Source organism: Rummeliibacillus sp. JY-2-4R, assembly GCF_053847205.1.
On record NZ_CM132623.1, the window covers coordinates 522,072 to 538,737 of the forward strand.

The 16,666-nt window shown below is 34.0% G+C and carries 14 protein-coding genes; 7 read left to right on the top strand and 7 right to left on the bottom strand.

The genetic code is table 11. From position 1 onward, the window contains the following. Window positions 1-479: 479 nt before the first annotated feature. The 3 genes from ACWV26_RS02505 to ACWV26_RS02515 all read right to left on the bottom strand — a co-directional run bounded on the left by ACWV26_RS02505 (window position 480) and on the right by ACWV26_RS02515 (window position 2,412). Window positions 480-1,028, bottom strand: a complete 549-nt coding sequence (locus ACWV26_RS02505; RefSeq protein ID WP_455896804.1) for a hypothetical protein — start codon at window positions 1,026-1,028, stop codon at window positions 480-482. Between the two features lie 72 nt (window positions 1,029-1,100). Beyond that, window positions 1,101-1,268 carry a hypothetical protein gene (locus ACWV26_RS02510; protein WP_455896805.1) on the bottom strand — a complete coding sequence of 56 codons (168 nt, stop codon included), beginning with the start codon at window positions 1,266-1,268 and terminating at the stop codon, window positions 1,101-1,103. A gap of 226 nt (window positions 1,269-1,494) precedes the next feature. Then, window positions 1,495-2,412 (bottom strand): hypothetical protein, encoded by a 918-nt coding sequence (locus ACWV26_RS02515; protein WP_455896806.1) that lies wholly within the window; start codon window positions 2,410-2,412, stop codon window positions 1,495-1,497. Between the two features lie 352 nt (window positions 2,413-2,764). Between ACWV26_RS02515 and ACWV26_RS02520 the strand changes: the two genes are divergently transcribed. Further along, a complete protein-coding gene (locus ACWV26_RS02520; RefSeq protein ID WP_455896807.1) occupies window positions 2,765-3,073 on the top strand; it encodes an ORF6N domain-containing protein in 309 nt (102 codons plus the stop codon). A gap of 122 nt (window positions 3,074-3,195) precedes the next feature. Here the strand turns inward: ACWV26_RS02520 and ACWV26_RS02525 are convergent, their stop codons facing one another. After that, complete coding sequence (locus tag ACWV26_RS02525) at window positions 3,196-3,561, bottom strand: excalibur calcium-binding domain-containing protein (protein ID WP_455896808.1); 366 nt, start codon at window positions 3,559-3,561, stop codon at window positions 3,196-3,198. Between the two features lie 326 nt (window positions 3,562-3,887). Between ACWV26_RS02525 and ACWV26_RS02530 the strand changes: the two genes are divergently transcribed. Then, on the top strand, window positions 3,888-6,290 hold the full coding sequence (locus ACWV26_RS02530; protein WP_455896809.1) for a hypothetical protein: 2,403 nt from the start codon (window positions 3,888-3,890) through the stop codon (window positions 6,288-6,290). 90 nt (window positions 6,291-6,380) lie between these two features. On the opposite strand, the gene ACWV26_RS02535 is transcribed toward ACWV26_RS02530, so the two are convergent. Both ACWV26_RS02535 and ACWV26_RS02540 read right to left on the bottom strand, forming a co-directional pair. After that, the gene (locus ACWV26_RS02535; RefSeq protein WP_455896810.1) at window positions 6,381-6,584 is read right to left on the bottom strand and encodes a hypothetical protein; all 204 of its coding nucleotides are present in this window, start codon (window positions 6,582-6,584) and stop codon (window positions 6,381-6,383) included. Window positions 6,585-6,906: 322 nt separating this feature from the next. After that, window positions 6,907-8,373 carry an MFS transporter gene (locus ACWV26_RS02540; protein WP_455896811.1) on the bottom strand — a complete coding sequence of 489 codons (1,467 nt, stop codon included), beginning with the start codon at window positions 8,371-8,373 and terminating at the stop codon, window positions 6,907-6,909. Window positions 8,374-9,209: 836 nt separating this feature from the next. On the opposite strand from ACWV26_RS02540, the gene ACWV26_RS02545 reads away from it, so the two are divergent. Further along, window positions 9,210-9,989, top strand: a complete 780-nt coding sequence (locus tag ACWV26_RS02545; RefSeq protein WP_455896812.1) for an acetoin reductase — start codon at window positions 9,210-9,212, stop codon at window positions 9,987-9,989. Between the two features lie 80 nt (window positions 9,990-10,069). On the opposite strand, the gene ACWV26_RS02550 is transcribed toward ACWV26_RS02545, so the two are convergent. Beyond that, a complete protein-coding gene (locus ACWV26_RS02550; protein WP_455896813.1) occupies window positions 10,070-10,552 on the bottom strand; it encodes a sigma-70 family RNA polymerase sigma factor in 483 nt (160 codons plus the stop codon). A 384-nt stretch (window positions 10,553-10,936) separates the two neighbouring features. On the opposite strand from ACWV26_RS02550, the gene ACWV26_RS02555 reads away from it, so the two are divergent. From ACWV26_RS02555 to ACWV26_RS02570, 4 genes are all read left to right on the top strand, one after another. Beyond that, window positions 10,937-11,824, top strand: coding sequence for a PP2C family serine/threonine-protein phosphatase (locus ACWV26_RS02555; RefSeq protein ID WP_455896814.1), 888 nt, complete (start codon window positions 10,937-10,939; stop codon window positions 11,822-11,824). Between the two features lie 353 nt (window positions 11,825-12,177). Further along, window positions 12,178-12,600 (top strand): VanZ family protein, encoded by a 423-nt coding sequence (locus ACWV26_RS02560; RefSeq protein WP_455896815.1) that lies wholly within the window; start codon window positions 12,178-12,180, stop codon window positions 12,598-12,600. 133 nt (window positions 12,601-12,733) lie between these two features. Beyond that, window positions 12,734-12,889 (top strand): hypothetical protein, encoded by a 156-nt coding sequence (locus ACWV26_RS02565; protein WP_455896816.1) that lies wholly within the window; start codon window positions 12,734-12,736, stop codon window positions 12,887-12,889. Between the two features lie 593 nt (window positions 12,890-13,482). Then, complete coding sequence (locus ACWV26_RS02570; protein ID WP_455896817.1) at window positions 13,483-16,104, top strand: Ig-like domain-containing protein; 2,622 nt, start codon at window positions 13,483-13,485, stop codon at window positions 16,102-16,104. Window positions 16,105-16,666 lie beyond the last annotated feature (562 nt).

The following is a 16,666-nucleotide window of genomic DNA, read 5'->3' on the forward strand; positions in this document are numbered from 1 at the left end:
CATTTCATAAATGCTCATTTGGTTTAAAACACGGAATGCTATATTACATTACATATATGGAACTTATTTATACAACTCTTGAGCTGGTCGGCGCTGGTGATCTCCGTTCGATGAGTAGGATCTTGGGGTTAATATGCGTAGAGAAATTCTTAATGCAATAGCAAAAGAATTTATGGCGGTGTCTCACCTGTATCTGACTTGCAAATCATTGTTCTTATTAAAAAGTCCATCTTCAAAATTTGTGCTTTTATCAAAACGTTGATTTATGAAATTGGCTCATTTATATAACAATTCAACAAAAGTGAGATTTTCGACAAGTGACTATTGACTTATGCTAGGGAAATCACACTAGGAAATATATTAACACACTTATGTCAAAAGTTATAAAAAAAGATAATTCTTAAAGCATAGGTCATAAAGTATTATGAATTGTAGAAAATATCTATTATTTTAGTTCATATCTCGAATGTCATAAGAGTTTACAAAGCAATTTCACTATTCCTAGCTTCCTCTGCATATACCTCAATCATCTCCATCATAAACGCATCCAATTTTCTACTTAACCGATCATGCATATAACCAAATGGATTTCGAATAAACTTCTTTTTCATTTTTTGAATTGTTTCTTTAAACGCCGTAAAACTAATGTCTTCTAGTTTTTTTTCATTCGTTTTCCAAACATCCCATTTTAGAAGAGGATTTAGTTGCTTCTGGATGACATCAAGATATCTTTTCGTTTCTGATGTATTCCCGGTAGTGGAGGATAGGTAATGGAATATACGATTTCGTATTGTTGAATTTAAGACCGGGTACGTATGTTTTACATAATGATGTTTAGGATTAATAGAAAAGAATGGTTCTTCCTCAGTTTGTGTAGGTTCGTCCTTACGCTCACAAGCGATTTCAGCTTTTTCCTGATGTGACATGGCCGATGTGTCATGACAAGGCAAAATGGAAAAGATGTTAGCACCTTTAATGCCATTCATCTTTTTCGTTTGGATGCGTCGGATAATCTGAAGTTCTTCCAAATGCTTTAGACTCCGAAAAACAGTTCTCAAAGAAATATGTAATGCGTCTGCAATGGTTTGAGCCTTTAAATGTCATGCCCCTGGAAAGTCTAGTGCGTGTGAAGAGATTTTATAAAGGACTTTTTGGTCTGATGCGGTCAAATCATAAAAGTGTTTTCGAAAGTGAGATTCCACTTGCTCATCCATTTCTTGTACAGATTTAAAAGTGATATAAGGTGCCAAATAATCAAAACGTGCCATACTCTCCCTGCTTTCTACTCTTTTATCTATTAAATAGAAAGGAGAGGGATAATCAGGGACATGTTTTTGAAAATTTTGAGTGCCTATCATACCAAAACGTATTTATTGCACCAATGTAGGCAACACAAAAAATGCCTACGATCAAACAGGTGGGCATGTAAGTACATATGTTCTACTAATGGTAATAATAAAATCCACCTTTGTGTAGATGGATTTTATTAAATATTTAATTTGAATGGCCTATTACCTTTATACTTTCAGCTGTCATTTGTGGAACCGAATTAGAACCGCCAATTTTTGTATCATATTCTAATTTCTCTTCTAAGCTTCCCCAAACTTCTACAAAATCGCCGTCAATTGCGTCTGTAGTATTAGGATAATTAATAGCCATTATATCATCCCAGAAACCATATCCTTTATCAGTTAGTTCAACTAATAGCATTGTTTCTCCATTACTTTCCATAGCTTGCATTACATAGCCTTTGGTAATATGATATGGCTCTCCAATATAACCATCTTGTGATTTATTTAACATACCATAAGAAAGTTTCGCTTCATTATGTAAAGCGTCTTCCTTTTCTTTCTTTTGAGCAATAGCTCTTTGTTTGCTTTCGTAAATAGCGTTTGCTGTTGAATTATCTATCTCAATCATCTCTGATTGTGTATCATCATCTGAGATAAAATCTACGTAATACATACCTGAATCTTCTTTTTTGCTTATCTTTCCACTTAAAATATAATGATTACTGTCTTTTTTAGTAATGTTTGCACCGTCGTCTTCTGATAAGGTTGGAACATAACCATCAAGTACTTTAATGGGTACTTTAAAATCGCCATTATTATTGGCATTTGTGTTCGAATCTTTATAGCTGAATGCTACTGGTTTTTCTTTCTTTGTAGCCTTTGAATCATCGCTTGTAGATTTTACTGTGTTTGTAGAGTCATCTGCTGGGGACATTGCTCCACCAGCAAATCCAAAAATAAATCCCAATACGATTAATCCTGAAGATACTAGAATAGGTTTTTTATAACTTTTATGCCCTTTTTTAAACCTATTGATTACAAATAAAACCGTAAATACTATAACGCCAATGAAAGATAAAAATATTACTAACGTACCTATTAAAATTAATGCAGTACCCATAAAATCCTCCTGTTTTTATTAAATAAGTAATACTAACTAATACATAGAATGGTAGAAAGTCGATACAATATATCGATTATATCAAATATATATCGTTTTTGTATCAAATATATATCAAGTTTATCTTTTTTTGGCCTTTCTGTTTTCTAATGATTCATGAAAGCTATTCAAGACGCGCGCCATAATCTCTCCGCTATCTACTTTTTTTCTATTTAATAGAGAGAAGAGGACCAAGCAGTAACATGTTCAAAAAAAGTTTTGGTTAACGTACGGTACTTATGGATAAAAGTTTCGATCATCCTGTCCCTCTTTCCTGGAAAACTATCTATTTAAGAGGTGAGGAGGAGATCACATGATATATAAGGGAGTGCCCGTACTAACAACAAAAAACTTGGCAAAAAGACTAGAAGTAGGACCGAGAAGTTTGATTAGAGGGTTTGACCGTCGGCGTGAAAAGTTTATTGAGGGAAAGCATTTCTTTATCGTGACTGGAAATGATTTGGTCAAAGTAAAACGGGAGATCAATGATTCTAAGCGTGCTTGTATTCTTTATTTATGGACTGAGGAGGGGGCTTTTTTGTTGGTTCAATTTATGCGAGAGGGCAGGTCATGGGCAGAATATTGTAAGAATGTGTTTAGTTATTATGAGGAGAATAGGTAGCATCAAAATCTTTGAAAAACCCTTTTAGGATATGCCGGATGAGTAGAAAGTACACCATCCAGTGTTTTTTGAATTCTTCCCAAAAAGTTAAAAGGCGCAACAATCGCTGCGCCTTAAGGGTTCTATCTTTCACAAGCAATATGATCTTTATCTCGATCTAAATCAGAATTATATTTCATAGCTGTTTTATAAATACTTGCAGAAACTTTGGCAGGTGAATATTCATAAACGATTGTGCCATTACGTTTCTTAACCTTATTTTTAATCTTAGAAGAACTTTTTACACCATGATGATATTTACTGTTAAATGCTGTGCAATTTTTATAAATGCTCGCAGCTTGTACATTACCATCGTTATTGCTTACATAAGAAGTTCCAAAAATGCGGCTGCAGCAAAAGTTGTAGCCATGCCAAATTTCATTATTTTGTTCATAATATGTCCCCCTAAAAATTATATGATATAAATAATATATTTTTATCAAAAACAAATATATTAAATATTTGATATTTTTGATAAAAAACGATTTACCAATTATTACATATGTATTATCAGGATATTCTAGTTCATTCAGAATAATTCCTCTGCCATCCCACTTTGTCGTAGATTTTGATTAATAGAGATAAGGAGAGTGATCATTGTTAAAATAATGATTGCTCTTCTTTTGCTTTTTTTGTAGATTTAATTATAAACGGGATTGAAATGATAAAAATATGATATTGTGAGAGATTGGTTGTGGGCAAAACGTAGATATTTAATTTAAGAATTAAACACTGTTTTGAAGTTAGTTGCAATTAGTTAAGTTGGAGGGCAAATATGAAGAAAGTATTTATAGTCTTGTTGTTTTTGATGTGCATTCCTTTTGTTACCGCACATGCCTCAGAAGATAAAGTGGAAGAAATTGAAAAACTCAATTTGAATGTACCCACCTACACGGTTCCTAGTGATAAGAGTTTCCCGCAAGCGTCTGGGTATGGTGATGGTAAATATAGATTAACTGGAGGTTATGACCAAGAACCTTACCGAGGGGTGTTCTTTTTAGAAAAAGGATCTGAAAAATATTTATATAATGTAGATGAATCAGGCTATCTAAAGGTTAATTCACAGGTTGTAGATTTAGATAATCATGTGGTCTATTTTAATGTTTGGGGAATGGCTCATGAGGGAGTACAAATAGTTGATGGAAAAAAATATCTTTTTATTCACGGGATAATACAAAAAGGATGGTCAAAACTTACAAATGTTTCATATTTTGAGGAAGATAAAAAAAGAGATTACTGGAGTTACTCGGATGTAAACACGGGTGAGCTACAAACGGGGTTAGTTCAGATTAATGGTGAATATTATTTGTTCTCAGACTCTTATAGTAATGACACTTCTAATGGAAACTATTATAGTTCCTACTACCCTGGAAGTTTATGTCAAGACCAATTTGTATACATAGATGGAAAAACCTATTATGCAGATTCTGACGGGCACCCGGTAACGGGATTAAAAAAGCTTGTTCGTTCGACCTACAAAAGTGAGAAACTATTTTATTTTGATGAAAATGGGGTTATGCAGCAAGAGAAGTTAGTCAAGATTGGTGACGATTATTACTATTTTGAATTTGGGGGTGGAGCAGTTACCAACACGATCGGATATGTGTTTGACGGAAAAATATATGGATTTGATTCCGAGGGGAAAAATTATAAAGGTACCTGGGTAGGAGAATATTATTTTACTGATGATGGAACAGGTGCTGATGGCTTTGTGACAATCGACGGGAAACACTATCATTTCGGTTATTACAGTTATCAATATTCAAGAGGATTAATAAAGTTAATAAATCCAGAAACGCAAGAATTAGAAGATTATTTATTTGAAAAGAATGGACAAGCCTATGCAGGCATTCATAATCATTATAACTACAACCAAACGATCATAGCTAAATATTACACGGATGAATGGGGAAAAGTCATAAGATTAAGTAGTGGATGGAATCAAATTGATAATCGATTTATTTACTTTAATAGTGATGGCACAGTAAAAAGTTTATATGGTTTACAAACCATTTCGGATTCAAAGTACCTTTTGGATGAAAATGGGGTTGTTCAAACAGGACTCCAAACCATCTCAGGCAAAAAGTATTATTTTGGAGCCGATGGCAAAATGCAAACCGGTTGGCAAACCATTTCTGGAAAAAAGTATTATTTCGGAACAGATAGCACCATGAAAACGAGCTGGCAAACGATATCTGGAAAGATGTACTTTTTTGATACGAATGGTGTGTATCAATTAAAATACGGTATGCAAACCATTTCTGGATATATTTACTATTTTGGAACAGACGGAATAATGAAAACGGGCTGGCAAACTATTTCTGGAGCGAAATATTATTTTGATTCAAATGGGAAAATGAAAACAGGCTGGCAGACCATTTCTGGGAAGAAATATTACTTTGGAACAGATGGCAAAATGAAAACAGGCTGGCAAACAATTTCTGGGACGAAATATTATTTTAGTTCAAATGGTGTGTTCACTTTAAAATATGGTTGGCAAACGATTTCAGGATATGAGTATTATTTTGGCCTAGACGGAAAAATGAGAATTGGATGGCAATCTATCTCTGGTAAGAAATATTACTTTGGAACAGATGGTAAAATGAAAACAGGTTGGCAAACTCTTTCTGGGAAAAAATATTATTTTAACTCAGAGGGCATTTATACTCTGAAATTTGGCTGGCAAACGATTTCTGGAAAGAAATATTATTTTGGAATAGATGGCAAAATGAAAACAAGCTGGCAGACTATTTCAAAGAAAAAGTATTATTTTGGAACAGACGGTACAATGAAAACAGGTTGGCAAACCATCTCTGGGAAGAAGTATTATTTTGATTCAAGTGGTGTGTATAAGATCAAGTACAGCTGGCAGACTATTTCTGGAAAGAAATATTACTTTGGAACAGATGGAAAAATGAAAACAGGCTGGCAAACCATTTCCGGGAAAAAGTATTATTTTGATTCAAGTGGTGTGTATAAAATAAAGTATAGTTGGCAAACCATTTCTGGATATATTTATTATTTTGGAACAGATGGAAAAATGAAAACAAGCTGGCAGACTATTTCAAAGAAAAGGTATTATTTTGGAACAGACGGTAAAATGAAAACCGGAAAAGTTAAAATTGGTAAGGTGAATTATTTGTTTGATAAGAATGGTGTTTATATAAAAAAACTCTAAACTTTTGCAGATGATCGTTTACACCCTAATGCTTTAGATGAAAATAATGCCAATTTGGTTGTTTCTAAGATGAATAGATTGTCGCTAGCCTCACAATTTACGTGTAATAGCAACGCCTTCAACAGGATTTAATAAAAAACGAGTACGACAGCCGGATGGGCAATTCTTTATTTCATATACCCATCCTCCTTTATTATTGTAATAACCTTTTGACCGCCAAATGGCACCACATTTAGGGCATTTTAAAGTATCAACATCTGGGTTGGATGATTGGATTATTTTATTGGTATTCATAAAAAATCACTCCTATTTATAAATTTTGCACTATTATATCACCAAATAATTGAAAATTTTGTCGGAATATAGGCTTATTAGTAAATGTTAATAAATTATTCTGATTTGCATTTGGAACAAACTGTGTCGTAAAGTTTTACAACAACATTATTTGCTTTATGGTCAATCATTTTCTGGAAGTTGGGAATTTGCTTGGATATCATTGGTCAGAATCGAAGAAAGTTTTGAAGAAGATAAATTTGGATTAAATGTGAAGTTAGAATATATAAATGTACAAAAAAACGGATTCCTCATCGAAAAGGAATCCGTTTTTTCTATTCAATTACTGAGCACCCTCAGGCCCTTTATTAAGTTCATTTTCTTTTTCTTTCGCTTCAATTGTTTCTTCCAGCCACCATAGGGCATCTTCAGGGTCTTGTTTCAACACGGCCTTAAAGTCTTTTTTGGTATCAACAGTAGGGTAGGAGCCTTTAAGGGCAAGGCCTGATGTACTGGTGTGTAACCATGTAAAGACGATGAATCCAATCACACTTACGACCACAAGATAAATAGCAGGTGCCAATGAATTGCCTGAAGCATGGACGAGATAAGAGGCTACAAGTGGGGTTGTCCCACCAAAAATTGATACGGAGATGTTAAATGATACAGCTAACGCGCGGTAACGAACATCTGTGAAGAACAATGTTGGAAGAAGTGATGGCACTGTCCCTTCGTAACAACTTAAAAAGAAGCCTAGTAGTAAAATGCCTACAAAAACTAAACCAATATGCCCAGTGTCCATTATCATAAATGCGGGTATAGCAAGTACAAGTAACCCAACAAGTCCAATTTGCACAACCAATTTGTTGCCGATTCGATCACTAAGTCGACCGAAGAATAGGGCAAGGGGAATCATCAGAAGCATGACAATGAGTAACATGATTAGACTTGCTGTTTCTTTAATATGCAACGTCTCTGTCAAGTAGGATGGAATATAGGAGAGAACCATATAATTGGTAATATTATAAAAAGCAACAATCACGATACTTAAAAGTAAATCTTTTTTGTAATACTTCAATATATCTTTAAAAGTAGGTTGCTCTGCTTCTTCTTGCGCTTGTTCCATATCTTCATAAATAGGTGATTCATCTAAATTCTTACGCAAATACAAACCAATTAAGCCAAGAGGTGCTGCGATGAAGAATGGTAAACGCCAACCCCAAGACATCATTTGATCATTTGATAGAAATACGGTTAGCAATGTCACAATACCAGAAGCAGCGATATAGCCAACCAGTGTACCAATTTCAAGTCCACTGCCGAGTCTTCCGCGCTTTTTATCCGGTGAGGATTCAGCAATATAGACCATGGCGCCTGAATATTCGCCACCTGTAGAAAAACCTTGAATCATACGAGCTACTAATAAGAGGATAGGTGCCCAAATACCGATTTTTTCATACGTAGGAAGTAAACCGATGAGTAAAGTTGAAAAAGCCATCATGATAATGGTGACACTTAACACAATTTTTCGACCATGCTTATCGCCGATTCGTCCAAAAATAACTCCTCCGATTGGTCGAACTAAAAAGGCGACTGCAAAGGTAGCAAATGTAAAGACTAATTGTAGACCGCTATTGCCTACACCTGAGAAGAATAATTCACTAATTATTACGGCAAGATAAGCGTAAAGTCCAAAGTCAAACCACTCCATTGCATTCCCAATGCCTGTTGCGACGACCGCTTTCCTTGCCTTTTTCGTGCTAACGACATTTATATCGTTAGGCTCAATTGTTAAATTATCTTGATCCAAAAAAACCGCTCCTTATTGTTGGATAATGGCTATATAAAAGATTAATAGTATCGAATTGCCTTATCCGTCATTAACAATTTGTTTTTTAAATAAACACAGCTGTCCATATTAAAATACCCTGTTGTGTAAAAAGTAAACGTGAAAATGTAAATTTAAAATTTTAAGTTTAAACAATTAAAGATCGTGGTAAGAATAGATGTCATTACAAAAAAAGCAAAAACTATCAATTAAAAAGGTAAGCGGTCAAATCAAAAAACTACTATAAAATGGTTCACAACGTGCTACAAATTCACATATATTGGGGACGCATCAGACTGATATAGATCTATACTTAGCTTGCTTAAAACTTGAAATTGCTATGAAATAGATGGAGTATAATCGAGGGGAGTATTATTTGCATGAAATCACAATTAGTCTATTGTATATTATTTATTTAGAGACATCTTCCTTTTGGGAGTTGTTTTTTTGCTCTGATTGCATTAGATGGATAAGTTGGGCGACTGATGGATAAGGCCTCGGACAGTTGGATTAGAATAGGACTTAAGGTGTTTGAATACGAATTGATTTTGAAAATAATTCCAAAAATAATTTGGCAAAAGGTTGATTTCAATACAGGAAATCAACCTTTTTTGTCTAAATAATATCAGTGATAAGAACTTTTGTTATTAAGCTTAACGAGCTAATACTTCATCATCAATTTTTCCCTAGTAATAAGAGAAATCATTACTTTAAAAAAAACTAATGATAACATGAATTGCATCTCTTAATGTGATAGATTACAAGTTTACGATATGCGTACAATTCATTTATCTATAAAAATTGTGGGGGTAAATCAAATGACAAATCAAAAGGTTGTAGTAATTACTGGTTCGGGTCAAGGGATTGGAAAAGGATTAGCAGAACGTTTAGCAAAGGACGGATTTTCACTTGTACTTAGCGATATCAATGAAGAAACATTAAGTGAAACAGTAAAGGGATTTGAAGAAAAAGGCGTTAACGTCACTTCATTTGTAGGGAATGTTTCTAAATTAGAAGATCAAGTAGCCCTAGTTCAAAAAGCAGTGGATACATTCGGCAAAATAGATGTATTTATTAATAATGCAGGTATTGAAGGACAAGTGGCACCTCTAACAGATGCAGATCCAAATTCTGTTGACCGTGTTTTAGATATTAACGTTAAAGGTGTTATATATGGAATTCAAGCGGCTGCAAATCAAATGAAAAAGCAAGGAACAGGTGGCAAAATTATTAATGCATGTAGCATAGCTGGTCAGGAAGGTTTTGAAATGTTAGGGGTATATTCAGCATCAAAATTTGCTGTTAAAGGATTAACACAAACTGCAGCTAAGGAACTTGCAAAAGATAAAATCACAGTAAATTCTTATTGCCCTGGAATTGTCGGAACATCTATGTGGGAACGTCTCGATGAGAAAATGATGGAATATATGGGCACTAAAAAGGGTGAAGCCTTCAACCAATTTGCAGAAGGAATAGCACTTGGTCGATCTCAAACAGCTGATGATGTAGCGGATTTAGTAGCTTTCTTAGCATCCTCGAACTCTGATTATATTACAGGTCAAAATATTATTACCGATGGTGGTATGATTTACAATTAAGTTAATATCTGAAATTAAATAAAGGGGAGACCAGGGACATCTGGTCTCTCCATTTTTTATAATAAATCTATCCGAAGTTATTAAATCTTATCAACCTTCGCACGAACCTTCTCCAATATCCGCATTCGTCTCTTCTTCAACGCCGATACCGAAGCATGATATTTCACCGATAACTCTTCATAAGAATAGCCCAATATATAAAACTCTATCAGAAATTGTTGTTCGTCTTTTGATATTTTGTTAAGTAATCCTTCTAATAACATAGAAGCTTCCGAGTCTACTACCTGTGGTGCAAAGAATTCGATGATGTCATCTTGTTCTGGTTGGTAGTGTTCTGCGTAGCGGTTTTCACTCTGTAGTTGGTCTAGGATGCTGCCGCGGATGCAAGTGTAGGCATAGGGTGCAAAATCTCCTTCGCGGTCATTATAGTTTTCCCATGCTTTCCAAAGGGCGATGCGGGCAGTTTGCCGATAGGATTCGTGGTTTTTGAAAATACGACATTTGAAAATTGCGCTTGAGATCATTGGTTCATATTGCTTTAATACTTGCTCAAATTCATACATCAATGGTTTCCATTCTCATTGTGCACAACGGTTGTTTTCCTAGGTGCCTTGAGAATACTGGTTTTGATTGGAAACTGTAAAATCGCCAAAACTCACTTTTTGGGGGTGAAAACGTCGAAATAAACATGTCGAGGAAATGTAGTATTTTAGCGAAACCGCATCATTACTGGTTTTTTTTGATAGTAGGAATTTGATATGACGTAAATTGTTAAAGAGAATCGTGTACTTTTGCATATTTTTATAAAATTTAAAATATTGTGTATAATTTGTAAATTAACTGTGAAAATGAACAACTATAGAACTAAATATGCTACCGTAAATATGTAAAAAGATTCAATGGAAGGGAATCTTTTTAACAAATTATGATTAAGGAGCTGAACAACCGTGATAAATGTCATGGATGCAGTAAAGGATGAAGGCAAAAACGAAGTTTCGGAGGATGATGTTGTAATTAATACAACGAGAGGACGCTTCGCAGTTATCGATGGGGAATCAGGCTTTGGTCCATTTTCTGGGAAAGAAGCAGCAAAAATACTAGCTAATGCTTTGAGTAGTCCGAAATATAATGATTTATCATTGGAACAAAGTGTGATAGCTGCGAATAATGAATTAAGATTGATGAAAAAGGGCAATAAGATTTGGGAGTCTTATCCTGATGTACAGAAAGACATTCGAAATTCTTGTAGTTTTGCTGCTATCCAAGTGACGGATGAATGGCTCTATTATCTCCAAACAGGCAGCTGTATGATCTTCGTGCAGTATAGTAATGGCACAATTCGCTCACTAACTTACGACCATACTGCAAAATTTAAAGAAAAGTACATTGAGAAACATAAGAAATACTTTAATCAACTTAAAAAAGGCCTCAATCGCAATTACTCACAAAAGAAGCTAGAAGATTGCTATAAAAACGCAGCAATACTCAGTCAGGCATATCGAATGCAATGCCGCGAAAGTTCCAATACATATGAAGGCTTTGGTACAGTCGATGGCAGCAGAAATTCCTCAAGGTACTGGGAAAGCGGCCGAATCCCACTAATGGACATAAAGAAAATCCTCCTTTTATCAGACGGCTTACAAATACCTGGCCATAAACCTCCATGCCAAGAAACCTGGCTCCAAACCGCCAAACATATTTTTAACAAAAAACTCACGAGCACCAACAAGAAAATCAACCAAATGGAAAAAGACGACCCATTATGCCAACAATACCTAAGATTCGAGCAAAGTGATGATAAAGCAGGGATTTTGTTGGAAGTTGTAAGAGATTAGAAGATAGGGAATAGGCTAAACGAAACTCATCATTTTTGGTATGATGAGTTTTTTTGATTAAGTTGTCCTCTTTTGTACTAGCAGATCTATTTAATTAGTGGGGAGTGGTCGGAGGTGTTGGAAGAATGATGGTAGGTTGAATGAATGAAACCTTAGAGAAAGCTTTTTGACGTCCGCTTATAAAACAAATTGATATGACCAAGGATATAAATTGACCCTCATCATTATTTCAAACTGCCCCATTTATAGTGACCAAAATGATACGATATTTAATATAAGAAAGAAAAAAGAAAAAAGAGATAATATATGCTTCGACTGGCATCGAACTTAAAATCCTGCAAGGAGGGGATAACATGAACTTTCGAAATTATTTATTTATATGCCTAAGTATTCTATGGGCTTTCGTCATTTTCCTCATTACAGCATCACCTACAGCAACAGGATCCAATACACATGACATCATCCAAACATGGCTTGGAATCGATGGACGAATGGCAGATATTCTCAACTTTATCATTCGCAAACTTGCTCACGTTACAGTATTCGGCCTATTAGCTATCTTTCTATATTTTGCCTTTACTAAAAATAGGTTCCTCTGGGCATGGTTATGTATTACTCTATACGCGGGAACAGATGAATACCATCAATCATTGGTAGGAGGGCGTACACCATCTGTTTATGACGTAATGATAGATTTTGCGGGTGCGATCGTTGCTTTGGTGTTAATTCGATTTGTTGTGAGGAAGATACGGGAAAAAAGAATGAAAGTGAGCTAACTTCTGATTATAAGGAAGTTAGCTTTTTTGTAATGAAAAAGATACAGGATAGTATTAATGTTGAAAAGTTTTGATAACTTAGGTTGGTTAAAATAAGAAAAAACGGAATATAGTTTATGGAGGAAGTATTATTGTGACTACTGAACAATTACAAGAAGAATTTAAGCAAATATTGGCTTATGGATACCATAGAGGAAATGACGAAACTCCAATTTCAACTCAAGATCTTGTTCAAGAGTTGGTTGAGATGATGAAGAAAACGATGATGAAGATGGAAGAACAAGTATAAGAATAAAAATTATATGATAATATACATAGGAATTTATATCTATACATAAGTGTATGATATTTTATTATTTGAATTATCATTTTTGTAACATTTGTAATAGTAATGGAAATTCATGGTTGCGTAAACGTTTAATAGATAAGGCCGTAGAAAAAGATTTACCCCTCGTAAATACCTATATATAAAGGAAGAAACTCAAAATAATATCCAATTATCCCCGTTATAATTTTACCAATAATGCATAAATATAATATTTCATTTATATGAAATTATTACAATTGTAAAAATACAATATTATTTAGTGAAAATAGTAAAATATTGACCCCTAAAACAGTTCTGAATACCTAGTGCGCATGTGAAAATTGTATTAATACTATATAATTATCAAAAATAATTTAATTTTTAATAAAAATAATATTATTTTTCTGTCTATTTTATCAAAATGGTGATATTCTACTTTTTAAGTTCAATATTTTTACAGAAAAAAAGGTGGAAATTCTCCCTACGATAGTCGATAATTAGGCTAAAGCATGATTAGCTGTTAAACAAATACCAGCAAAATGCTAATCATATCCAATAAGGGAGGATTTTTATTCATGGCAAATTTCAAATTTGTTAAGTCTGCAACAGCACTTGTACTTGGTGCTTCAGTACTAACAACTGCAGTAGTTGTTCCAGGTGCAGATGCTTCAGCAAAAACTACTTATAAAGTAACTTCAAAAGGTACACTAGTAAACGCAAAAACTAACAAAGCAATCAAAGGTTACAAATCTTATAAAGGTAAACTTTACAAAGATGGTAAAAAATTCACTGGCCTTTACAACAAAAAGTACTATTATAAAAGCGGCGTTAAAGCTACTGGTACTTACGCAGGTGCTTACTACTACAAAGGTTATAAAAAAGTAACAACTGGTACTTACAATGGCGCTTACTACTATAAAGGCGTCAAAAAAGTAACAACAGGTACTTATAACAAAGCTTACTACGTAAAAGGTGTTAAAAAAGTAGCAACAGGTACTTATAACGGTGCTTACTATGTAAGTGGTGTTAAAAAAGTAACAACAGGTACTTACGCAGGTGCTTACTATGTAAGTGGTGTTAAAAAAGTAACAACAGGTACTTACGCAGGTGCTTACTACGTAAAAGGTATTAAAAAAGTAACAACAGGTCTTTATGATAGCAAATACTATAAAGACGGTGTACTTAACGTAGGTCTTGCATTATTCGGTGAAAAACTTTACAACGGTGCAGAAGAAAATAAAGGTTTAATTAAATTTGAAGAAAACGGTAAATTCTACTTCGATGCTGATTTAGCAAACGGTCTTCTAAAAGATGCAAACGGAGTTGAAAAATTATACAAAGATGGCGCAATTGTTGATCTTGCTGTTGACTCAGTAAGTGCGATTAACACTACTTCTGCTACTATCAACTTTAACCAAGCAGTATCAGCAGATACTTTAGATAAAGCAGCTGTAACAGTAACTAATAAAGCAACTGGTGAAAAACAAGTTGTTAAAGCTGTAACACTTTCTGATGACAAAAAATCTGCTAAAGTAGAATTCTACAGCGAAGTAGCTGCAAATACTACTTACACAGTATCACTTAAAAATGGTGAAGAAACTCTAACTGGTGATTTAGTTATTGGTTCATTAGCTCCAGCATCAGTTCAAGTAGCAGATCAAGTTCTTGAAAATAACGGTACAATCGCATACAAAGTATTAGATGCTAATGGGGTAGATGTAACTTCTTTATACCCAGCAACTTCTTCACAAGTAACATTTGATACTACTGCAACAAATGGTATCTCTACAGATGGTGTTGTAACATTAACAGCAGGAACTTCTGCTAAAGTAAAAGTTGTTATTAAAGATGCAACTGACGCTACTAAAGTATTAGCTGAAAGTGCACAAGTAAATGTATCTGTAGCTGCAAATGACTTATCATCTATTTCTACAGTAACATTATCAGATGGTTCATTTGATAAACCAAATACAACTATTTATGGTCCAACTGGTACTTTAAAAGCTGAATTTAAAGATCAATTTGGCAATAAATTTACAGCTGATGACTTTGCTACAGGTGAAGTATTTGCTGGTTACAGTGTTTCTTATGAATCTCAAAACCTAGATGTAGCAGTAGTAGATAAATCTACTGGTAACATTACTGCACTTTCTAACGGTACAGTTCCTGTAAAAGTAACTCTTACTAACAAAGATGGTAAAGTAGTATCTACAAAAACTGTAGAAATTACAGTGAAAGCTGCAAAAGCAACTGATAAAGTTGTAGCAGATAAATCATCTTTAACTCTTACAAACACAGTTGCAGATTCTGCTACAGTAACTTTAAATGTAAAAGATCAATATGGTAATGGATTCAACTCTACACCAACTGTAGCTGTATTTGAAGCAGATGGTACAACACCTGCAACAGCTGTATCAGCTGGATCTGTAACTCCAGACACAACTGTTGATTTTGATGGTCAATATACTTTTGATTTAACAACAGCTGTTGGTGCAACAGCAGGAACTTATGTTGTTAAAGTAACTGCTGATGATAAAACAACTACATTAAATGTAGTAGTTAAAGCTTCTGGTTCTGCTACACAATATGTAGTAAAAGATTTAAATTCAACATTTGACATCAAAGATAGTACTCCAGTTTCAATTGAACCATCTGTTTATACAGCTGATGCTGAAGGTTTAACTGTTGAAGATGTAACAACAGGTGCTACAATCGCTGTCTCTGGTAATGACAACTTTGAAGTAGCTAGTGGTAAAGTAGCAGCAAAATCAGGTTATACTCCAAAAGCTGGAGATAAATTCACTGTAACTGTTAAATATGGTGCTACTACAGTTGCACAAAAAGAAGTAACAATTGTTGACACAACTGCTAAATATACAACTGATTTCACAGCATATTCTGTATCTGCAAAAGCAAATGATACTTTAGCTGATAAATTAGAATCTATCGTAAAAGTTTATATCGATGGCAAAGAAGATACAACAAACACTTATACTGTAACTGGTTTAACTTTTGTATCAACAGATTCTAAAGTTGCAGATAATGCTGTTGTAAGTGGTGAAGACTACTCAGTAGGTACACTAGCTGAAGGTACAGCAACAGTATTGGTTAACTCTATTACAGTTAACGATGGTGCTGCAGATAAAACTATCACATTCTCAACACCAGTGAAATTCACTGTAAATGTTGCTAAATAATAAATTTATAATCTATCCCTTATAGGTTGATCGGGTTTTAATACAAAGAAGATCCTAATCTTTTCGGAGTTTAGGATCTTCTTTTTTATGGCTCTATACAATTTGTTAGGGTATACAAACAATTAAGATTTTCATACAATTATAGATAATAGACTGGAGATTAAGAACTTAGTCTCTGTCAATGAAGTGATGAAATATCCTTACCCTTTCCTTATTTGGCGAACGGATTCAAAGACTCCTATCTTCTTCGGAAGATGGGAGCTTTTTTGATTCATAGAGTAATGAATCTCTTTTTAAATATATATTATTATCTTAAATTACTAGCTCTCATGTATTTGTGCATGAGGGCTTTTATATTTAGGAGGGATATTCATGAGTGCTAAAAGAGTAAATATAGTGAGTCTAAAAATGGTGAAGAATAAGGGGTTAACTCATTATCAAAAATTGTAGTAAATTTTAAACGATTTTTTTATAAATAGAAATTGTAGCAAACATCAAAACAGTGTTCCAAATGATCAATAGTTGATAAATATAAGTTTTTTATTAAATTCATGTTTAAAAT